At 55.0% G+C, this 15672-nt stretch carries 25 protein-coding genes; all 25 read right to left on the bottom strand.

Translation table 11 applies throughout. The features are described 5' to 3' along the window. Positions 1-27: 27 nt before the first annotated feature. Positions 28-504 carry a 50S ribosomal protein L15 gene (rplO, locus tag IPM50_14345; GenBank protein ID QQS32813.1) on the bottom strand — a complete coding sequence of 159 codons (477 nt, stop codon included), beginning with the start codon at positions 502-504 and terminating at the stop codon, positions 28-30. Between the two features lie 27 nt (positions 505-531). After that, entirely contained in the window at positions 532-732 is a 201-nt protein-coding gene (gene rpmD, locus IPM50_14340; GenBank protein ID QQS32812.1) for a 50S ribosomal protein L30, read from the bottom strand. Positions 733-757: 25 nt separating this feature from the next. Further along, positions 758-1264 carry a 30S ribosomal protein S5 gene (rpsE, locus tag IPM50_14335; GenBank protein QQS34540.1) on the bottom strand — a complete coding sequence of 169 codons (507 nt, stop codon included), beginning with the start codon at positions 1262-1264 and terminating at the stop codon, positions 758-760. A gap of 11 nt (positions 1265-1275) precedes the next feature. Next, positions 1276-1662: a 50S ribosomal protein L18 gene (gene rplR, locus IPM50_14330; protein QQS32811.1), complete on the bottom strand. Its 387-nt coding sequence runs from the start codon at positions 1660-1662 to the stop codon at positions 1276-1278. A gap of 65 nt (positions 1663-1727) precedes the next feature. Next, positions 1728-2288 carry a 50S ribosomal protein L6 gene (rplF, locus tag IPM50_14325; protein ID QQS32810.1) on the bottom strand — a complete coding sequence of 187 codons (561 nt, stop codon included), beginning with the start codon at positions 2286-2288 and terminating at the stop codon, positions 1728-1730. A 70-nt stretch (positions 2289-2358) separates the two neighbouring features. Then, complete coding sequence (gene rpsH, locus IPM50_14320) at positions 2359-2751, bottom strand: 30S ribosomal protein S8 (protein QQS32809.1); 393 nt, start codon at positions 2749-2751, stop codon at positions 2359-2361. Between the two features lie 44 nt (positions 2752-2795). Next, on the bottom strand, positions 2796-3101 hold the full coding sequence (rpsN, locus tag IPM50_14315; GenBank protein ID QQS32808.1) for a 30S ribosomal protein S14: 306 nt from the start codon (positions 3099-3101) through the stop codon (positions 2796-2798). A 4-nt stretch (positions 3102-3105) separates the two neighbouring features. After that, positions 3106-3645: a 50S ribosomal protein L5 gene (gene rplE / locus IPM50_14310; protein QQS32807.1), complete on the bottom strand. Its 540-nt coding sequence runs from the start codon at positions 3643-3645 to the stop codon at positions 3106-3108. A 59-nt stretch (positions 3646-3704) separates the two neighbouring features. Further along, positions 3705-4166, bottom strand: a complete 462-nt coding sequence (gene rplX / locus IPM50_14305) for a 50S ribosomal protein L24 (protein QQS32806.1) — start codon at positions 4164-4166, stop codon at positions 3705-3707. 37 nt (positions 4167-4203) lie between these two features. After that, positions 4204-4572, bottom strand: a complete 369-nt coding sequence (gene rplN / locus IPM50_14300; protein ID QQS32805.1) for a 50S ribosomal protein L14 — start codon at positions 4570-4572, stop codon at positions 4204-4206. Positions 4573-4674: 102 nt separating this feature from the next. Next, complete coding sequence (gene rpsQ / locus IPM50_14295) at positions 4675-5160, bottom strand: 30S ribosomal protein S17 (GenBank protein ID QQS32804.1); 486 nt, start codon at positions 5158-5160, stop codon at positions 4675-4677. Between the two features lie 13 nt (positions 5161-5173). Then, complete coding sequence (rpmC, locus tag IPM50_14290; protein QQS32803.1) at positions 5174-5422, bottom strand: 50S ribosomal protein L29; 249 nt, start codon at positions 5420-5422, stop codon at positions 5174-5176. Between the two features lie 3 nt (positions 5423-5425). Further along, the gene (gene rplP, locus IPM50_14285; protein QQS32802.1) at positions 5426-5854 is read right to left on the bottom strand and encodes a 50S ribosomal protein L16; all 429 of its coding nucleotides are present in this window, start codon (positions 5852-5854) and stop codon (positions 5426-5428) included. Positions 5855-5902: 48 nt separating this feature from the next. Continuing rightward, complete coding sequence (rpsC, locus tag IPM50_14280; GenBank protein QQS32801.1) at positions 5903-6631, bottom strand: 30S ribosomal protein S3; 729 nt, start codon at positions 6629-6631, stop codon at positions 5903-5905. A 47-nt stretch (positions 6632-6678) separates the two neighbouring features. Continuing rightward, a complete protein-coding gene (rplV, locus tag IPM50_14275; GenBank protein ID QQS32800.1) occupies positions 6679-7473 on the bottom strand; it encodes a 50S ribosomal protein L22 in 795 nt (264 codons plus the stop codon). A 67-nt stretch (positions 7474-7540) separates the two neighbouring features. Further along, positions 7541-7831, bottom strand: coding sequence for a 30S ribosomal protein S19 (gene rpsS, locus IPM50_14270; protein QQS32799.1), 291 nt, complete (start codon positions 7829-7831; stop codon positions 7541-7543). Between the two features lie 67 nt (positions 7832-7898). Beyond that, complete coding sequence (rplB, locus tag IPM50_14265; protein QQS32798.1) at positions 7899-8729, bottom strand: 50S ribosomal protein L2; 831 nt, start codon at positions 8727-8729, stop codon at positions 7899-7901. A gap of 71 nt (positions 8730-8800) precedes the next feature. Then, the gene (rplW, locus tag IPM50_14260; GenBank protein ID QQS34539.1) at positions 8801-9121 is read right to left on the bottom strand and encodes a 50S ribosomal protein L23; all 321 of its coding nucleotides are present in this window, start codon (positions 9119-9121) and stop codon (positions 8801-8803) included. 1 nt (position 9122) lies between these two features. After that, entirely contained in the window at positions 9123-9962 is an 840-nt protein-coding gene (gene rplD, locus IPM50_14255) for a 50S ribosomal protein L4 (GenBank protein ID QQS32797.1), read from the bottom strand. Positions 9963-10012: 50 nt separating this feature from the next. Next, positions 10013-10651, bottom strand: coding sequence for a 50S ribosomal protein L3 (gene rplC, locus IPM50_14250; protein QQS32796.1), 639 nt, complete (start codon positions 10649-10651; stop codon positions 10013-10015). A gap of 121 nt (positions 10652-10772) precedes the next feature. Beyond that, complete coding sequence (gene rpsJ / locus IPM50_14245) at positions 10773-11093, bottom strand: 30S ribosomal protein S10 (protein ID QQS32795.1); 321 nt, start codon at positions 11091-11093, stop codon at positions 10773-10775. 90 nt (positions 11094-11183) lie between these two features. Then, positions 11184-12371: an elongation factor Tu gene (gene tuf / locus IPM50_14240; protein ID QQS32794.1), complete on the bottom strand. Its 1188-nt coding sequence runs from the start codon at positions 12369-12371 to the stop codon at positions 11184-11186. 77 nt (positions 12372-12448) lie between these two features. After that, positions 12449-14545 carry an elongation factor G gene (gene fusA, locus IPM50_14235; GenBank protein QQS32793.1) on the bottom strand — a complete coding sequence of 699 codons (2097 nt, stop codon included), beginning with the start codon at positions 14543-14545 and terminating at the stop codon, positions 12449-12451. A 64-nt stretch (positions 14546-14609) separates the two neighbouring features. Next, entirely contained in the window at positions 14610-15080 is a 471-nt protein-coding gene (gene rpsG / locus IPM50_14230; GenBank protein ID QQS32792.1) for a 30S ribosomal protein S7, read from the bottom strand. A gap of 65 nt (positions 15081-15145) precedes the next feature. After that, a complete protein-coding gene (locus tag IPM50_14225; GenBank protein ID QQS32791.1) occupies positions 15146-15526 on the bottom strand; it encodes a 30S ribosomal protein S12 in 381 nt (126 codons plus the stop codon). Between the last annotated feature and the right edge of the window lie 146 nt (positions 15527-15672).

Raw genomic sequence — 15672 nt, 5'->3', positions numbered from 1 at the left:
CCGATCTGCGCCGTTCACCGGCCGCAATTATTCCGCTGCCGCTTCCTTTGCTTTAATGATCTCCGTTACAGTCCCGCCGGCCTTCTCGATCTTCTCTTTCGCCGTTTTCGTGAAACGATGCGACGAGATCTTCAGTGCCTTCGTTATGTCGCCATTACCGAGGATCACCAGATCGTGTTTTGCCTTTTTGATCAGTCCGCGATCATGCAGGATCTCCGGCGTGACCTCATCACCCGCGTTGAAATTGGCGTCGATCTTTGCAAGGCTGATCTCGATCCACTGCTTTTTGAAGATGTTGGTAAACCCGCGCTTAGGCAAACGACGCTGCAGAGGCATCTGTCCGCCCTCAAAACCGGGACGGCTGCTGTAGCCCGAACGCGACTTCTGGCCCTTATGCCCGCGGCCCGACGTCTTGCCGAGTCCGGAGCCGGGGCCGCGGCCGACGCGCTTTTTCTTGTGCGTCGAGCCCGGTGCCGGATGTAAATTATTCAATGATAAAGCCATAACTATTGACCTTTGATCTACCGATCACTATTCCACGATCCGCAAAAGATGCGGAATCTTCGCCACGATCCCACGCGTCGCCGGCGAATCCGGCAGCGAGACCTTCTGATTGAGCTTTGTAATGCCGAGGCTCTTTACAATGGCCTTCTGATCCTTAGTATAACCGATCATGCTGCGGTAATACTGTATCGTCAGGCGGCCATCGGCCTTTTCAGTTTTCTTAGCCATAATCTTAATTCCAAATCCCGCGTTTCTAGACCAATTCGTCGACCTGTTTGCCGCGGAGGCGTGCGACCTCGATCGGATCTTTCATACGCATCAGGCCGTTGAACGTAGCTCGAATTACGTTATGAGCGTTGTTAGAACCGAGGATCTTGGTCCTTACGTTGTGAACGCCGAGAGACTGCAGCACTGCACGTACAGCACCGCCGGCAATTACGCCCGTTCCTTCAGACGCCGGCTTCAGCAGAACGCGGCCTGCTCCGTATTCGCCGATCAGCTCATGCGGAAGAGTTCCGTCGATAAGCGGGACGCGGATGAGGTTATTCTTCGCCGCTTCGACCGCTTTCTTAATGGCGTTCGGCACTTCTTTCGCTTTGCCGGTACCAAAACCGACGTGTCCGGCCTCATCGCCAACGACGACAAGTGCCGCGAACGACAGATTCTTACCGCCCTTGACGACCTTTGTAACACGGTTGATCGAGATCAACTGATCTTTGAGTATCAATCCGCTCGGTGAAATTCGCTGTTTGTTATTCATCGTACCTGCCATTATTCTGCGCTCGCGGCAGCAGCTTCCGTTTTGTTGAGCCCGGCCTCTCTCGAGGCGTCGATCAATGCCTTAACGCGGCCGTGATAGAGATATCCGCCGCGGTCAAATACTACGTTCGAGATGCCTGCCTTCTGCGCGCGTTCAGCTATTGCCTTGCCGATCTCGCGTGCGGCCTCGACGTTGCCGCCGGACTTGCCCGAGAAGGCCTTTTCGGTGGTTGACGCCGTCGCGAGCGTCTTCCCGCTCTTGTCGTCGATCACCTGCGCGTAGATGTGGTTCAGGCTGCGGAAAACCGCAAGCCGCGGCATCTCAGCCGTGCCTTTCACTTTCTTGCGAATGCGGCTGTGAACACCTCTTCTGATGTCTGCTCTGCTCTTCTGTGCCATATTCTTAGTCACTCGTGGATCGTGAATCGTGAAAAAGAACCTGTCTATTTACGATTCACGACCTACTATTTACCGGTCTTGCCCGGCTTCAGCCTGTAATACTTGTCCGCATATCGAACGCCCTTTCCTTTATAGGCATCGGGCTTGCGCAGACGGTTCAATTCCGCGGCGACTTGGCCAAGCTTCTGCTTATCGATGCCGCTCAGCGTAATGGTCGTCTGATACTGGTTGATGGACGTCTTTGTATTGACCCTTTCGGCCTTGGCTTCGATACCGTCGGGCAGCCTGTATTCGACCGGATGGGAATATCCGAGCGAGAAAACGATCTTCTTGCCCTGAACGTCCGCCTTATAACCGACGCCTACAATGTCCATGTCTTTGGTGAACCCTTCGGTCACACCGACGACCGCGTTGTTCGCCAACGCTCGTGCCAGGCCGTGGAAAGCGGCGACGTCATCGCCAGCCCTTTCGGCGGTCAGCGTACCTTCTTCCTGTTTAAAGGTCACGCCCGCCGGGATCGGCGTCTTCAGCGTACCTTTCGGCCCTTTCACTTCCATCTCGGATTCACCGATGTTTACGGTGACACCCGCCGGGATGGTGATAGGTTTTTTTCCTACTCGTGACATAACTGTATCAGTGGTCAGTGGTCAGTTGCCTGTGTCCGGAGAGATCCGAACTCGCAGCACCCGTTCCTGACTAATAAACTTCTGCGAGTATCTCGCCTCCCATGCGTTCTTGACGCGCTTTCTTGCCGCTCATCAGGCCCTTAGACGTCGAAACGATATTGATTCCGTAACCGCCGAGCACCTTCGGGATCTCCTGCGAACCTACGTAAACACGGCGGCCCGGACGCGAAACGCGCGACATGTGCGTGATGGACGAAATGCCTTTCGTGTCGTATCGCAATGCGATGCGGATCTGGTATTTCGGGCCTTCGCCTTTCGTCGAAAAACTGTTGATATAGCCCTCTTCCTTGAGGATGCGGGCGACCTCGAGCTTCAGCTTCGAGCCCGGGATATCGACACGCTGGTGCCCCGCGGCTATCGCGTTGCGGATGCGTGTGAGCATATCGGCTATTGGATCTGTCATCTTCTAAAAACTCCGTCAATTAATGGGACGTTCGTGTCCTATTCCTACCAACTTGATTTCACAACTCCCGGGATCTGGCCCTCCAGAGCCAGCTCGCGAAGTGCCACACGGGAAACGCCGAACTTTCGCAGATAACCGCGAGGGCGTCCCGTCTGCGAGCAGCGGTTGCGCACCCTGGTCGGGCTCGCATCGCGAGGCATCTTTTGAAGCCTCATCACGGCCGCGTCCACCTGCTCGGGCGTCGATTTGGGATCATTGATGATCCGCTTTGCATCGGCTCGCCGCTCGCGGTAGAGAGCGACTTTTTCTTTACGCCTTTCGTTCTTTACGATCTTGCTTGTCTTTGCCATTTTCTTACTGTCTAAAGGGCATCCCCATTGCCTTCAAAAGCGAACGTGCCTCTTCGTCATTGCGGGCGGTCGTAACGATCGAGATGTTCATTCCTCGCGTCTTGTCCACCTTGTTAAAATCGATCTCCGGAAAGATCAGCTGTTCACGAATACCGAGCGTGTAATTACCGCGGCCGTCGAACGCCTTACCCGAGATACCGCGAAAGTCGCGAACACGCGGCAGAGCTACAGAGATGAGCCTGTCAAGAAATTCGTACATTCGTGCACCGCGAAGAGTGACCATGGTGCCGATGCTCATTCCTTCACGAAGTTTGAAAGCGGCGATCGACTTCTTCGCTTTTGTGACAACAGGCTTCTGTCCGGTTATCGCTTTCAACTCTTCCGTAGCTACGTCAAGGATCTTCGAATTTGCCGAAGCCTCGCCCAAGCCCATGTTGACGACGATCTTTTCGATCTTTGGGATCGCCATGGGGTTCTTGATGTCGAACTCTTTCGCAAGAGCCGGTGCGATCTCGTTTTTGTATTTTTCTCTAAGTCTGGCCATTTGTGACCTTCTCCTATTGTTGTTTGGGACCCGGCCGAGCCGTTTCCAAACGTAATTCCCTATTTATCCTTTTCTTCGTCCGTCTCCGGGGCTGCTGCCGGAGCTTCGTCATCGATCTTCGGCTTTGCCTCTCGCTTGTAGCTGCCCGCAGCTTCAATGACCGACCCGCTCTTAGCTACACGTACCTTCTTACCGTCGCGAAATTCATAACGAACGCGAGTCGGCTTGCCGGTTTCCGGATCGACCAAAGCGACATTCGAAATGTTCACCCAGGCTTCCTGCTCTTTGATGCCCCCTTCACGGTTGAGCTGAGGCATGGGTTTGACATGGCGTTTCACCATCATCGCTCCTTCGACCTTCACCTTTCCGTTGCGTGCATCCACTGCAATGACCTTGCCGCGGTACGGCTGGCGATTGCCGGCGTTGTCATAGCGGTTGTATTCCTTGCCCGCTATGAAGACGACCTGGTCGCCCCGCTTGATCCTGCTCTTTACTGTTCCTGTCTTAGCTGCTGCTTTCATTTCTCAATTCCAATAAGACCGTTCTGCCTGAAAGGTCCTATATAACCTCGGGAGCCAAGCTCACGATCTTCATAAAGTTACGCTCGCGGAGTTCGCGTGCGACCGGGCCGAAAACGCGGGTTCCGATGGGCGTTCCATCGTCCTTGATCAAAACGGCCGCGTTCTCGTCAAAGCGGATGTACGTTCCGTCCTTGCGTCGGACCTCTTTGCGAGTGCGGACGATAACGGCGTTGTAAACCTTGCCCTTCTTTGCGGTGCCTTCCGGCGCCGCTTCTTTGACGGTCACCTTGATGGTATCGCCGAGACGTGCGATCTTGCTGGTCGAACCGCCGACCGGCATTATCATTTCCACTCTTTTTGCACCTGAGTTGTCGGCCACCGACAACGAGGTTTGCATTTGAATCATAATCTCACTCCGTTCGATACAGTCCGGAAAGCCCGGACAGTCTAGTTAGTCTTGGAAGAAAGGCCTTCCCGGACCGTCCAGACATGCTGTACTTCCTAGACCTTAGAGCTCTGCTCTCTGAATGATCTCCACTACACGCCAACGCTTCTTTGCCGACAACGGACGCGTTTCAACGATCCTCACCTTGTCGCCAGTGCGTGCCCCGAGTTCATCGTGCGCCATGAACTTCTTGCGGCGCTTGATGTATTTGCGGTACATCGGATGCTTGACGAGCCGGTCGACGCGAACCGTGACCGTCTTCGTCATCTTGTCTGACGATACGATGCCGATCCTCTCCGCACGCTTGCTGACCTTTGTGGCTTCGCCGCTTTCATCCGGTCCGGCCGGCTTTGCAGCCTTTGCCTTAGCGGGCTTTTCTGCAGGCTTAGCTTCTTCGACAACGGGAGCCTCTTCAGCCGGTGCTTCCTCGACCGCTGTCTCCGCCACTGCGTCAACAGCGGCGATCTCGGCATCTTCTGCAGGAGCAGCCTCTTCAGTGACAGCGTTTTCCGCGATCTCGATCTCTTCTTCGTTATTCTTAGTAGGCATTTTTCTTCGTTACCTATGCTTCGGCCTCTGCCGTTTCTGTTGCACCCGACGTCGCCGATGCTTCTGCTTTCTTATCGTTCAGAAGCGTATATACGCGAGCCAGGGTCTTCTTTTCACGTCGAATGTCATTCACGACCTCGCCGACACCGAGCGCCTTGCGAAATTTGAGCCTGAAAAGTGACTCTTTGAGAGCGTCCGCCTGTTCCTTCAGCTCGTCGGCGTTCATTTCTTTCAGCTGGTCAAGCTGTTCCTTGCGTTTCATTTCTTAAACAATGCCTCCTTCGAGGTCAGCACGCGTGACGAATTTCACCTTTACGGGCAGCTTTTGTGCCGCTAGCCGCATGGCCTCGCGTGCCAGTTCTTCGCCCACGCCTTGAATTTCATACAGCACGCGTCCCGGTTTTACGACGGCGACCCAATGATCCGGAGCACCTTTACCGGAGCCCATACGGGTTTCTGCCGGCTTTTTCGTGATGGGCTTGTCGGGGAACATACGGATCCAGATCTTGCCGCCGCGTTTTACGTGACGGGTCATCGCGATACGAGCCGCTTCGATCTGACGGTCCGTGATCCAGCCCGGCTCAAGTGCTTTGAGCCCGAAATCACCAAAATTCAGTTTTTCTCCGCGGGTCGCTTTCCCTCGGTTTCGGCCTTTCATCACCCTGCGGTGCTTGACCTTTTTTGGCATCAACATAACTTCTTCTCCGGATGACGGCGGTCATTTCCCGCCGGCAATTGATCATTAACGATCGTCCCTTCGCGGACGCCTGTCCCTCATCGCATTGCGGTCGACCTTGACCTCGTTCATCGGGTCGGTCGTCGTGCCGCGTGCCATTGAGGCATTCGGGTCCAGGATCTCACCGCGATAGATCCAAACTTTCACACCGATGATGCCGAATGTCGTCAGAGCCTCGGCAAAACCGAAATCGATGTCCGCACGCAGCGTGTGCAGCGGCAAACGGCCCTGGAGCGACCACTCGGTTCGAGCGATCTCAGCACCGTTCAGACGACCGGAGATCATCACCTTGATGCCCTGAGCACCAAAACGCTGCGATTCCTCCATCGTCTTTTTCATCGCACGGCGGAAAGCGATACGCTTTTCGAGCTGCTGGGCGATCTTCTCGGCCTGCAGTTGTGCATTAAGTTCCGGATGACGGATCTCCTGGATCGAGATCAATACCTCGCGGCCTGTCTTTCTCGACAACTCTTCGCGAAGAGCTTCGATCTCGGCGCCTTTACGGCCGATGATAATACCCGGACGAGACGTGTAGATGATGATCTTCAAGCGAGTGGCCGCACGCTCGATATCGATGTGCGAAACCCCGCCGCCCGCAAACTTCTTCTTGAGCTCGCGCTTGAGTTTCAGGTCTTCGGCGAGGAACTGTGCAAATTCGCGCTTGGCGAACCAGTGCGAGTGCCAGTCCTTGTTGTATCCGACCCTAAAGCCGTATGGATGAACTTTCTGTCCCATAACTTATCTTTTCAGCACCTCGGCATTCGGTGAATGCCTCAAATTCGCTATTGCTTCTCGCCTTCCTCCTCGGATGCAGGCTCCTCAGCCGCGGCTTCGGTTTCTTCTTCAGCCGTCACATCTTCTGCAGCTTCTTCCGCAACTTCTTCCGAAGTCTCTTCTGCTATTGCATCTGTAACTGCTGCTGTCTCTTCCGCAGTTTCTTCTACTGCTGCATCTACAACTGCCGCTGTCGCTTCCGCAGTCTCTTCTGCTACTGCATCTGCAACTGCCGCTGTCGCTTCCGCAGTCTCTTCTGCTACTGCATCTGCAACTGCTGCGGTCTCTTCAACGGCTTCTTCTGCTGCTGTTTCTGCAACTGCTGCTGTCTCTTCAGCTTCGACCTTTTCAGCCGCTTTCTTCTTTTCCTTCGTCGGAGCGGCGGCTCTTCTTGCCTTTGCGGCCGCGATACGCTCTTCCTGCAGGATCTCTTCCTCGGTCTTGGGCTTTTCTTCGCTCGTCACCTCGATCGTGATGTGGCAATAATGCCTCTGCTCACGATAGGCACGGCCCTGCGGAGCAGGCCGCATACGGCGGCGGTTCTTGGTCGGGCCCATGTCAACAAAGCACGAACGGACCCAAAGATCGTCCGGATCGATCGCGATGTTCTCCTGCTCGGCCTTGTATGTCGCATTCGCGATCGCAGAATTAAGGCATTTGGCGATAGGGTCTGCGGCACGCTTTTCAGTGAATTTCAAAATGTTCAACGCACGCGAGACATTCTCGCCGCGGATCAGATCGATCACCAGCCGGGCCTTTCTAGGGCTGCCCTTCAAATATTTTGTTTTAGCTACAGCTTCCATAACGGTTAACAGCAAACGGTGAAAGGTGAAGGGGCATTTCCCGTCACTTGTCACTCGTCACCAATCACTACTTCCTCTTCGCCATCTTCTCCGCCTTCGTCCCCGGATGTCCCCTGAACAATCTGGTCGGCGAGAATTCTCCCAACTTGTGGCCCACCATATTCTCGGTAACGAAGACCGGAACGTGGCGTTTGCCATTGTGTACCCCAAACGTAAGCCCGACCATGTCGGGTGTGATGGTCGAACGACGCGACCAGGTCCTGATCGCCTGCGGCTTCGGTCCGCCGCTGGAGATGCGTCGCAGTGCCTTTTGAAGGCTGAGATCAATAAAGGGGCCTTTCTTAAGTGAACGTGGCATATCTAAATTTCGGATTCCGGAGTGTGGGTTTCGGATCTGTTAAGATCAAAAACCTAAGACCTAAAACCTACTTCCTCCTCCTGTCTTTCACGATCATATTGCTCGTGCGCTTGTTGCGGCGTGTCTTATATCCGCGCGTAGGCTGTCCCCACGGCGTTACCGGATGGCGTCCGCCGGAGGTCTTTCCTTCACCGCCGCCGTGTGGGTGATCGACCGGGTTCATCGCGACACCGCGAACCTTCGGCCTCTTGCCTTTCCAGCGGTTGCGGCCCGCCTTACCAAGCGAAACATTCTCGTGTTCGGTATTTCCGACCTGTCCGACCGTCGCCATGCAGACCACGGGAACTCTGCGGACCTCGCCTGACGGCATACGAAGCTGGGCATGATCGCCTTCTTTCGCGACGATCTGAGCAAATCCGCCTGCCGAACGAACCATTTGGCCGCCTTTTCCTGGGCGAAGCTCGATATTGTGAACCTCAGTTCCCAGCGGTATATCCTTGATGCGAAGTGCATTTCCCGGCAGGATGTCGGCTCCTTCGCCGCTAAGGACGGTCGTACCGACCTTGAGGCCAACGGGAGCGATGATGTAACGCTTCTCACCGTCGAGGTACGTCACCAACGCGATGTGTGCCGAGCGGTTCGGATCGTACTCGATCTGAGTGACCTTGCCCGGAATACCAAGCTTGTCACGCTTGAAATCGATAACGCGGTAAAAGCGTTTGTGGCCTCCGCCGAGGCGGCGTATCGTGATACGGCCGTCGTTATTGCGTCCGGATATCCTTTTCTTCGGCTCAAGCAACGATTTCTCGGGTGTTGCTCCCGGCGTCAACTCGTCGCGGGTCAGATATGTCTGATACCGCCGTGCCGGTGAAGTCGGTTTTAATCTCTTGATTCCCATATCTTTGTCGTGAATTGCAAATCGTCAACCGTGAATAGAAGCTCTATTTACGATTTACGATTCACGATTTACTAAATTGCTTCTGCGTAATCCACCATCGGTTCGCCCGCACGGAGCGTGACGTATGCTTTCTTCCAAGAAGGCCTTCTGCCCTCGATGCGGCCGCGGCGTTTCACCTTGCCTTGATACTGTATCGTCCTGACAGCAGCGACCTTTACATTAAAGATCTCTTCTACGGCGGACTTTATGTCGCCCTTGGTAGCGTTCTTGTCAACCTTGAATGTCAGTACCTGGCCTGCTTTTCGGTTTCCGCCCTCTTCGGTCGACTCTTCCTTGAGGATGACGCTCTTTTCAGTGATGACGGGCGTTCTCAAAATATCCCAGACGTTCATCTTACTCATTGCTCGCTTCCTCCTCGCTTACTTCCGCTGCCGGCTCTGCTTCTGCGGCTGCTTCTGCCACTGCTGCTTCTTCCGGCTCTGCCTCTGCCGCTGCTTCTGCAACTGCCACTGTCTCTTCCTTTTTCTTCGCGGCCTTCTTTGCTTTCGGCTTTTCTTCTACCGGAGCGGCCTCTTCCGAACTGCCTTCCGACTTCGGATCGAGGATCTGTTCAAGCTCCGCGATCGCAGCCTTTGAGATCAGGAGCTTCTCGTGAAAGATCAGATCGTAGATGTTCACACCGAACGGATTCGTGACCTTCGTCTTCTCAACATTTCGCGATGAAAGGATCAGATTCTCATTATCCAGTGAATCAACGATCAGCATCTTCGGCCTGACATCGTTCTCAATGAGCCCGAGTGTGGCAACGGCGGCCAGAAAATCCTTCGTTTTCGGTCCCGAGAAACCAAGATCGTCAACGACGATGAGATTTCCCTCGCGAAGCCTCTCCGAAAGTGCCGAGCGGAGTGCTCCGCGGCGCATCTTCTTCGGCATGTTGTATGACCAGTCACGCGGCTGCGGTCCGTGAACATTACCGCCGCCCTTCCAAAGGGGCGAGCGAAGCGACGCGATACGGGCACGGCCCGTACCTTTTTGCTTCCACAACTTACGTCCCGAACCCGAGACGTTGCCGCGGGTCTTGGTCGCAGACGTTCCCTGGCGGCCGTTCGCTTGGAAATTCATCACCGCTGCGTGAATAAGGGCCTCGTTCAACTCGGCACCGAACACGGCATCGGATAGGCTTACCTCGCCGACCTCTTTATTCTTCAGATTGCGAACCTTTACGGTAGGCATAATTTCTCACTCCGTTAGCTCAGAGTTACGCCTTCAGGCGTAAAACACTCTTAGCTTTTCTTTACTATCACCAAACTCCCATTTGCTCCCGGCACCGCACCGCGAACCATCAGCAGATTGTTCTCGGCGTCAACACGTGCGACCGTAAGCCCTTTCACCGTTACACGCTCGTCGCCCATATGGCCGGACGAACGCGTTCCCTTGATCACACGCGAAGGATACGCGGACTGCCCGATCGAACCCGGCTTGCGGACGTTCATCGAACCGTGCGACTCAGGACCGCGTGAAAAGTTGTGGCGTTTGATCGTACCTGCGAAACCGCGTCCTTTCGAGCGGCCGACGACCTCGATCTTGTCACCATCGGAAAATACGTCCACTTTCACCTGATCGCCGATAGCCGCTTCCGGCTCCGACTCAAGACGGATCTCTTTAAGGACACGGGTGGGCGGGACGCCGCCTCCGGTCTTTTCAAAGTGCCCTTGCAGCGGCTTCGTCACGTTCTTCAAACGGATCGGCTTGTCCTCGACAAGTCCAAGCTGAACGGCATTATAGCCGTCGCGCCCCGAGACGCTCTTTGTCTGAACGACGACACACGGCCCTGCCTTGATGACCGTCACGGGCGTTACCGTACCGTCCTCGGCAAAGATCTGCGTCATTCCTACTTTTCTTCCAATGATTCCACTGATCATATTCTTAACAAGTCCTCAGTCTTGCAAGTCTTGTAGGTCTGGAAAGGAAATTTCCCTCTCGCCATGACCTCTTCAACTCTTTGGACTTTCTAGGCCGCCTAGACTTCCTAGACTTCCCAGACTAATTCTTCCCGAACGCCTTGATCTCCACATCAACACCTGCCGGCAGATCGAGCTTCATCAGCGCGTCTACCGTTTCGGCCGTAGGATCAAGGATGTCCATCAAACGCTTGTGTGTCCTTATTTCAAACTGCTCACGCGACTTCTTATCGACGTGCGGCGACCTCAGAACGGTCCATTTGTTCTTCACCGTAGGAAGAGGAATGGGCCCCGCGATTCGTGCACCCGTTCGTTTCGCCGTCTCAACGATCTCCGAAGTGGACTGGTCCAAAACGCGGTGATCGTATGCTTTCAATTTGATCCGGATCTTTTCGTTCAACATAAATTTCGTTCAGAGTTACGCTCGTTCAGAGTTACGCCATTAGGCGTGATCACGCGTTAACGCGTAACTCTGAACGGCAACTCTATACTTCTATTCAACTATCTCCGACACGGTGCCGGCACCGACGGTGCGGCCGCCTTCGCGGATAGCGAAGCGGAGTCCTTTTTCCATGGCGATCGGTGCGATCAGCTCGATCTCCATCTGGATGTTGTCGCCCGGCATCACCATTTCGACACCTGCCGGCAGGTGTGCGACGCCCGTTACGTCCGTTGTTCTGAAGTAGAACTGCGGACGATAGCCCGTAAAGAACGGCGTGTGGCGTCCGCCCTCTTCTTTTGTGAGGACGTATGCTTCTGCCTTGAACTTCGTGTGCGGCGTGATCGAGCCCGGTTTGGCGATGACCTGTCCGCGTTCGATCTCTTTACGCTCAACACCGCGGAGCAGCAGTCCGACGTTGTCGCCTGCCATTCCCGAATCAAGAAGCTTCTTGAACATCTCGACGCCCGTTACAACGGAGTTGCGTGTCTCTTTGATGCCCACGATCTCCACAGGCTCGTTCACGTTGATCACTCCGCGTTCGATACGTCCCGTTGCGACCGTTCCGCGTCCCTGAATGGTGAAGATATCTTCGACAGGCATCAGGAACGGCTTGTCCGTCTCGCGTGCGGGTGTCGGGATGTAGTCATCCACTGCCTGCATCAGTTCGTCGATCTTTGCTTCCCATGCCGGATCGCCTTCCAGGGCCTTCAGTGCCGAGCCCCTTACTACAGGGATCTCGTCGCCCGGGAACTCATACGACGAGAGAAGTTCGCGAACTTCCATCTCGACAAGCTCCAGCAGCTCTTCGTCATCGACCATGTCCACTTTGTTCATGAACACCACCATCGAAGGCACGCCTACCTGGCGGCCCAAAAGAATGTGCTCACGCGTCTGCGGCATCGGGCCGTCCGTCGCTGCCACCACAAGGATCGCTCCGTCCATCTGTGCCGCTCCCGTGATCATGTTCTTCACGTAGTCAGCGTGGCCCGGACAGTCAACGTGTGCATAGTGGCGGTTCGCCGTCTCATACTCAACGTGCGCTGTCGCGATCGTGATGCCCCTCGCTTTCTCTTCCGGCGCGTTGTCTATACTGTCAAACGCTCGCACCACCATCTTCGGGTTGTGCTTTGACATCACTTTCGTGATCGCCGCCGTCAACGTCGTCTTCCCGTGGTCAACGTGACCGATCGTACCGATGTTCACGTGCGGCTTGCTGCGATCGAATTTCTCTTTGCTCATTTGCTTCTCCCGTTATTGAATTTAAAATCCCGTTATTGAGTTTCAAATTTCAGATATCAGTTCTCTGATATCAATCGTTAATTGCTTGCTCCCTTTACCTTTGCGATGATCTCTTCTGCCACGTTTCGCGGTGCTTCGGCATAACGCTCGAAGTGCATCGAAGACGTCGCACGCCCCTGAGTCGCCGAACGAAGGTCGGTCGTGTAACCGAACATCTCAGACAGCGGCACATAAGCGGTCACGACCGAAACATTGCCCGGACGCGGCTCCATCTTTTCGATCTGCCCGCGGCGCCGGTTAAGGTCGCCGTTGACGGCTCCCATATATTCCTCAGGCGTGACGACCTCGACCTTCATGATCGGCTCAAGCAAGATCGGCTTCGCCTTCTTAAGTGCGTCCTGAAACGCGAGCGAACCTGCGATGTGGAACGAACGCTCGTCCGAATCGACCTCGTGATACGAGCCGAAAACAAGGCTCGCCTTGATATCGACCAGCTCGTAGCCGGCAAGGAATCCGCGACGCATGGCGTCCTGAATGCCTTCCGAAACAGGCTTGATGAACTGACGCGGAATGGCACCACCCGTGATCTTGTCTTCGAAAACGAAGCCCTCGCCGGGTGCCGGCTCGATCTCGAGTTCGACGTGGCCGAACTGGCCGCGGCCGCCCGACTGCTTCTTGAAGATCTCTTTGCCCGGTGCTCCTGCGGTAATAGTTTCGCGGTATGCGACCTGCGGCTTGCCGACGTTGGCCTCGACGCCGAATTCACGCTTCATGCGGTCAACAATGATCTCGAGGTGAAGTTCGCCCATACCGGCAATGATGGTCTGGCCCGTTTCGTGGTCCGTCGAAACCTGGAATGACGGATCTTCCTGCGCGAGGCGGTTGAGGGCGACGCCCATTTTGTCTTGGTCGGCACGCGTTTTCGGTTCGACCGCGACGCGGACGACCGGATCCGGGAACTCCATCGATTCGAGGATGATGTGCTTGTCCTCTGCCGAGATGGTGTCGCCGGTCGTGACGTTCTTCATGCCGCCGATAGCGACGATCTCGCCCGCGGACGCCTTTTCTAGGTCCTCACGCTTGTTCGCGTGCATCAGCATCAGTCGGCCGACGCGTTCTTTCGAATTCTTAATTGTGTTGTAAACGTAGGAGCCTGAGGTGACAGTGCCGGAATAGATGCGTACGAATGCGAGCTGGCCGAGATGCTTGTCAGCCATCAGCTTAAAGACGAGGCCCGAGAACGGAGCCTTTGCATCGGCTTCACGGGTCTCAACCTCATCGGTCTTCGGATTCGTGCCTTCGATCGCGGGAACGTCCAGCGGCGACGGCAGGTAATCGACGACTGCGTCAAGCAGCGTCTGCACGCCTTTATTCTTGAAAGCTGAACCCGTAACAACGGGAACGATCTTCAGTTCGGTGGTCGCCTTGCGAAGAGCCTTGCGGATCTCGTCAGTCGAGATCTCTTCGCCTTCGAGGAACTTGACCATCAGGTCGTCATCGACGCTGGAAATGGCCTCGACCAGTTTTTCGCGCCATTCGTTAGCCTGATCGACCATATCTGCAGGGATATCCACGGTCTCGTACTGGGCACCTTTGGTCTCGTCTTTCCAAAGCAGGGCCTTCATCTCGATCAGATCGACGACGCCTTTCAGGTGCTCTTCAAGACCGATCGGGATCTGCAAAGCAACTGCGTTTGCACCGAGGCGGTCAAGGATCGACTGAAAACTGCGTTCGAACGATGCACCCGCACGGTCGAGCTTATTAATGAAGCAAATACGCGGAACGCCGTATTTATCGGCCTGACGCCATACGGTCTCGGACTGAGGCTCAACGCCCGCCACGCCGTCGAATACAGCGACCGCACCGTCCAAAACACGAAGGGACCGCTCAACTTCCATCGTGAAGTCAACGTGTCCCGGTGTGTCGATGATATTGATGCGATGCTCGGTGTTGTTACGCGTCCAGAAACAGGTCGTAGCAGCCGACGTAATGGTAATGCCGCGCTCCTGTTCCTGTTCCATCCAGTCCATCGTCGCGGTTCCTTCGTGAACCTCGCCGATCTTGTGCGAAACCCCGGTATAGAAAAGAATGCGCTCGGTCGTCGTGGTCTTGCCCGCGTCGATGTGGGCCATGATCCCGATGTTCCTGTATTTGTCTAAACTTATGTTTGCCATAGCAAATGTCCTTTGTCATTTGTCATCCGTCCTTTGCTAAGGACAAATGACCAAGGACCAATGACTAAAATCTGTAATGTGCGAACGCTTTGTTCGCCTCTGCCATACGGTGGACGTCGTCCTTCTTTTTCATTGCACCGCCGCGGCCCTGCATCGAATCGAGCAGCTCGCCGACCAAGCGGTCTTCCATCGTCTTTTCGCTGCGGTTGCGAGCGTTCGAAACGATCCAGCGGATCGCCAGCGTATTGCGGCGGTCACGCGAAACTTCGAGCGGAACCTGATATGTCGCACCGCCGATACGGCGTGATTTGACCTCAAGCGCCGGAGCGACCGAATCAAGCGCCTTCTTAAAGACCTTGAGCGGCTCTTCACCTGTCTTTTCGCCGATCTTTGTCATAGCGCCGTAAAAGATCTTTTCAGCGACGCTCTTTTTTCCCTGCCACATCAGCCCGTTGATGAACTTGGTCACCGCGATACTGTTGTAGATCGGATCCGGGAGTACTTCTCTTTTTCCTGCAACTCTTCTTCTAGGCATAATTCCCTGTTTAGATTTAGAGTGAATGTTCAGAGTGACGCCCTTAGGCGTTTCTTACTCAATTCTTACTTCGCTCCTTTCGGCCGCTTCGCACCGTACTTCGAACGGGCCTGATTACGGTTCGCGACGCCCGAAGCGTCCAGCGTTCCGCGAATAACGTGATAACGCACACCCGGAAGGTCCTTTACGCGGCCGCCGCGGATGAGCACGATCGAATGCTCCTGCAGGTTGTGGCCGATACCCGGAATGTATGTCGTCACCTCGATCTGATTCGTCAGGCGAACACGTGCGACCTTACGCAGAGCCGAATTCGGCTTTTTCGGCGTTGAAGTGTAAACACGCGTGCAAACGCCGCGCTTCTGCGGATTTGACTGCAATGCCGGGCTTGCGGTCTTATACTTGACGCGCTGACGCCCTTTGCGAACTAGTTGGTTAATTGTCGGCATAATCTACCAAAACCCTTCTTTTTTACGTAGGCAAAACAAATGTCTTACCTGACTCTTGCCGGACGCATCCGGCAGTTAGCTCAAGCAGCTCGCGCTGAATGAATTGCTCTTAATTAGTCGATCCCGAGTATCCGGACTTTGCTGTA

Source organism: Acidobacteriota bacterium, from assembly GCA_016700075.1.
Lineage (GTDB): Bacteria > Acidobacteriota > Blastocatellia > Pyrinomonadales > Pyrinomonadaceae > OLB17.
The sequence above is the reverse complement of the archived record's forward strand: the minus strand, read 5'-3'. Positions and strand labels throughout refer to the sequence as shown.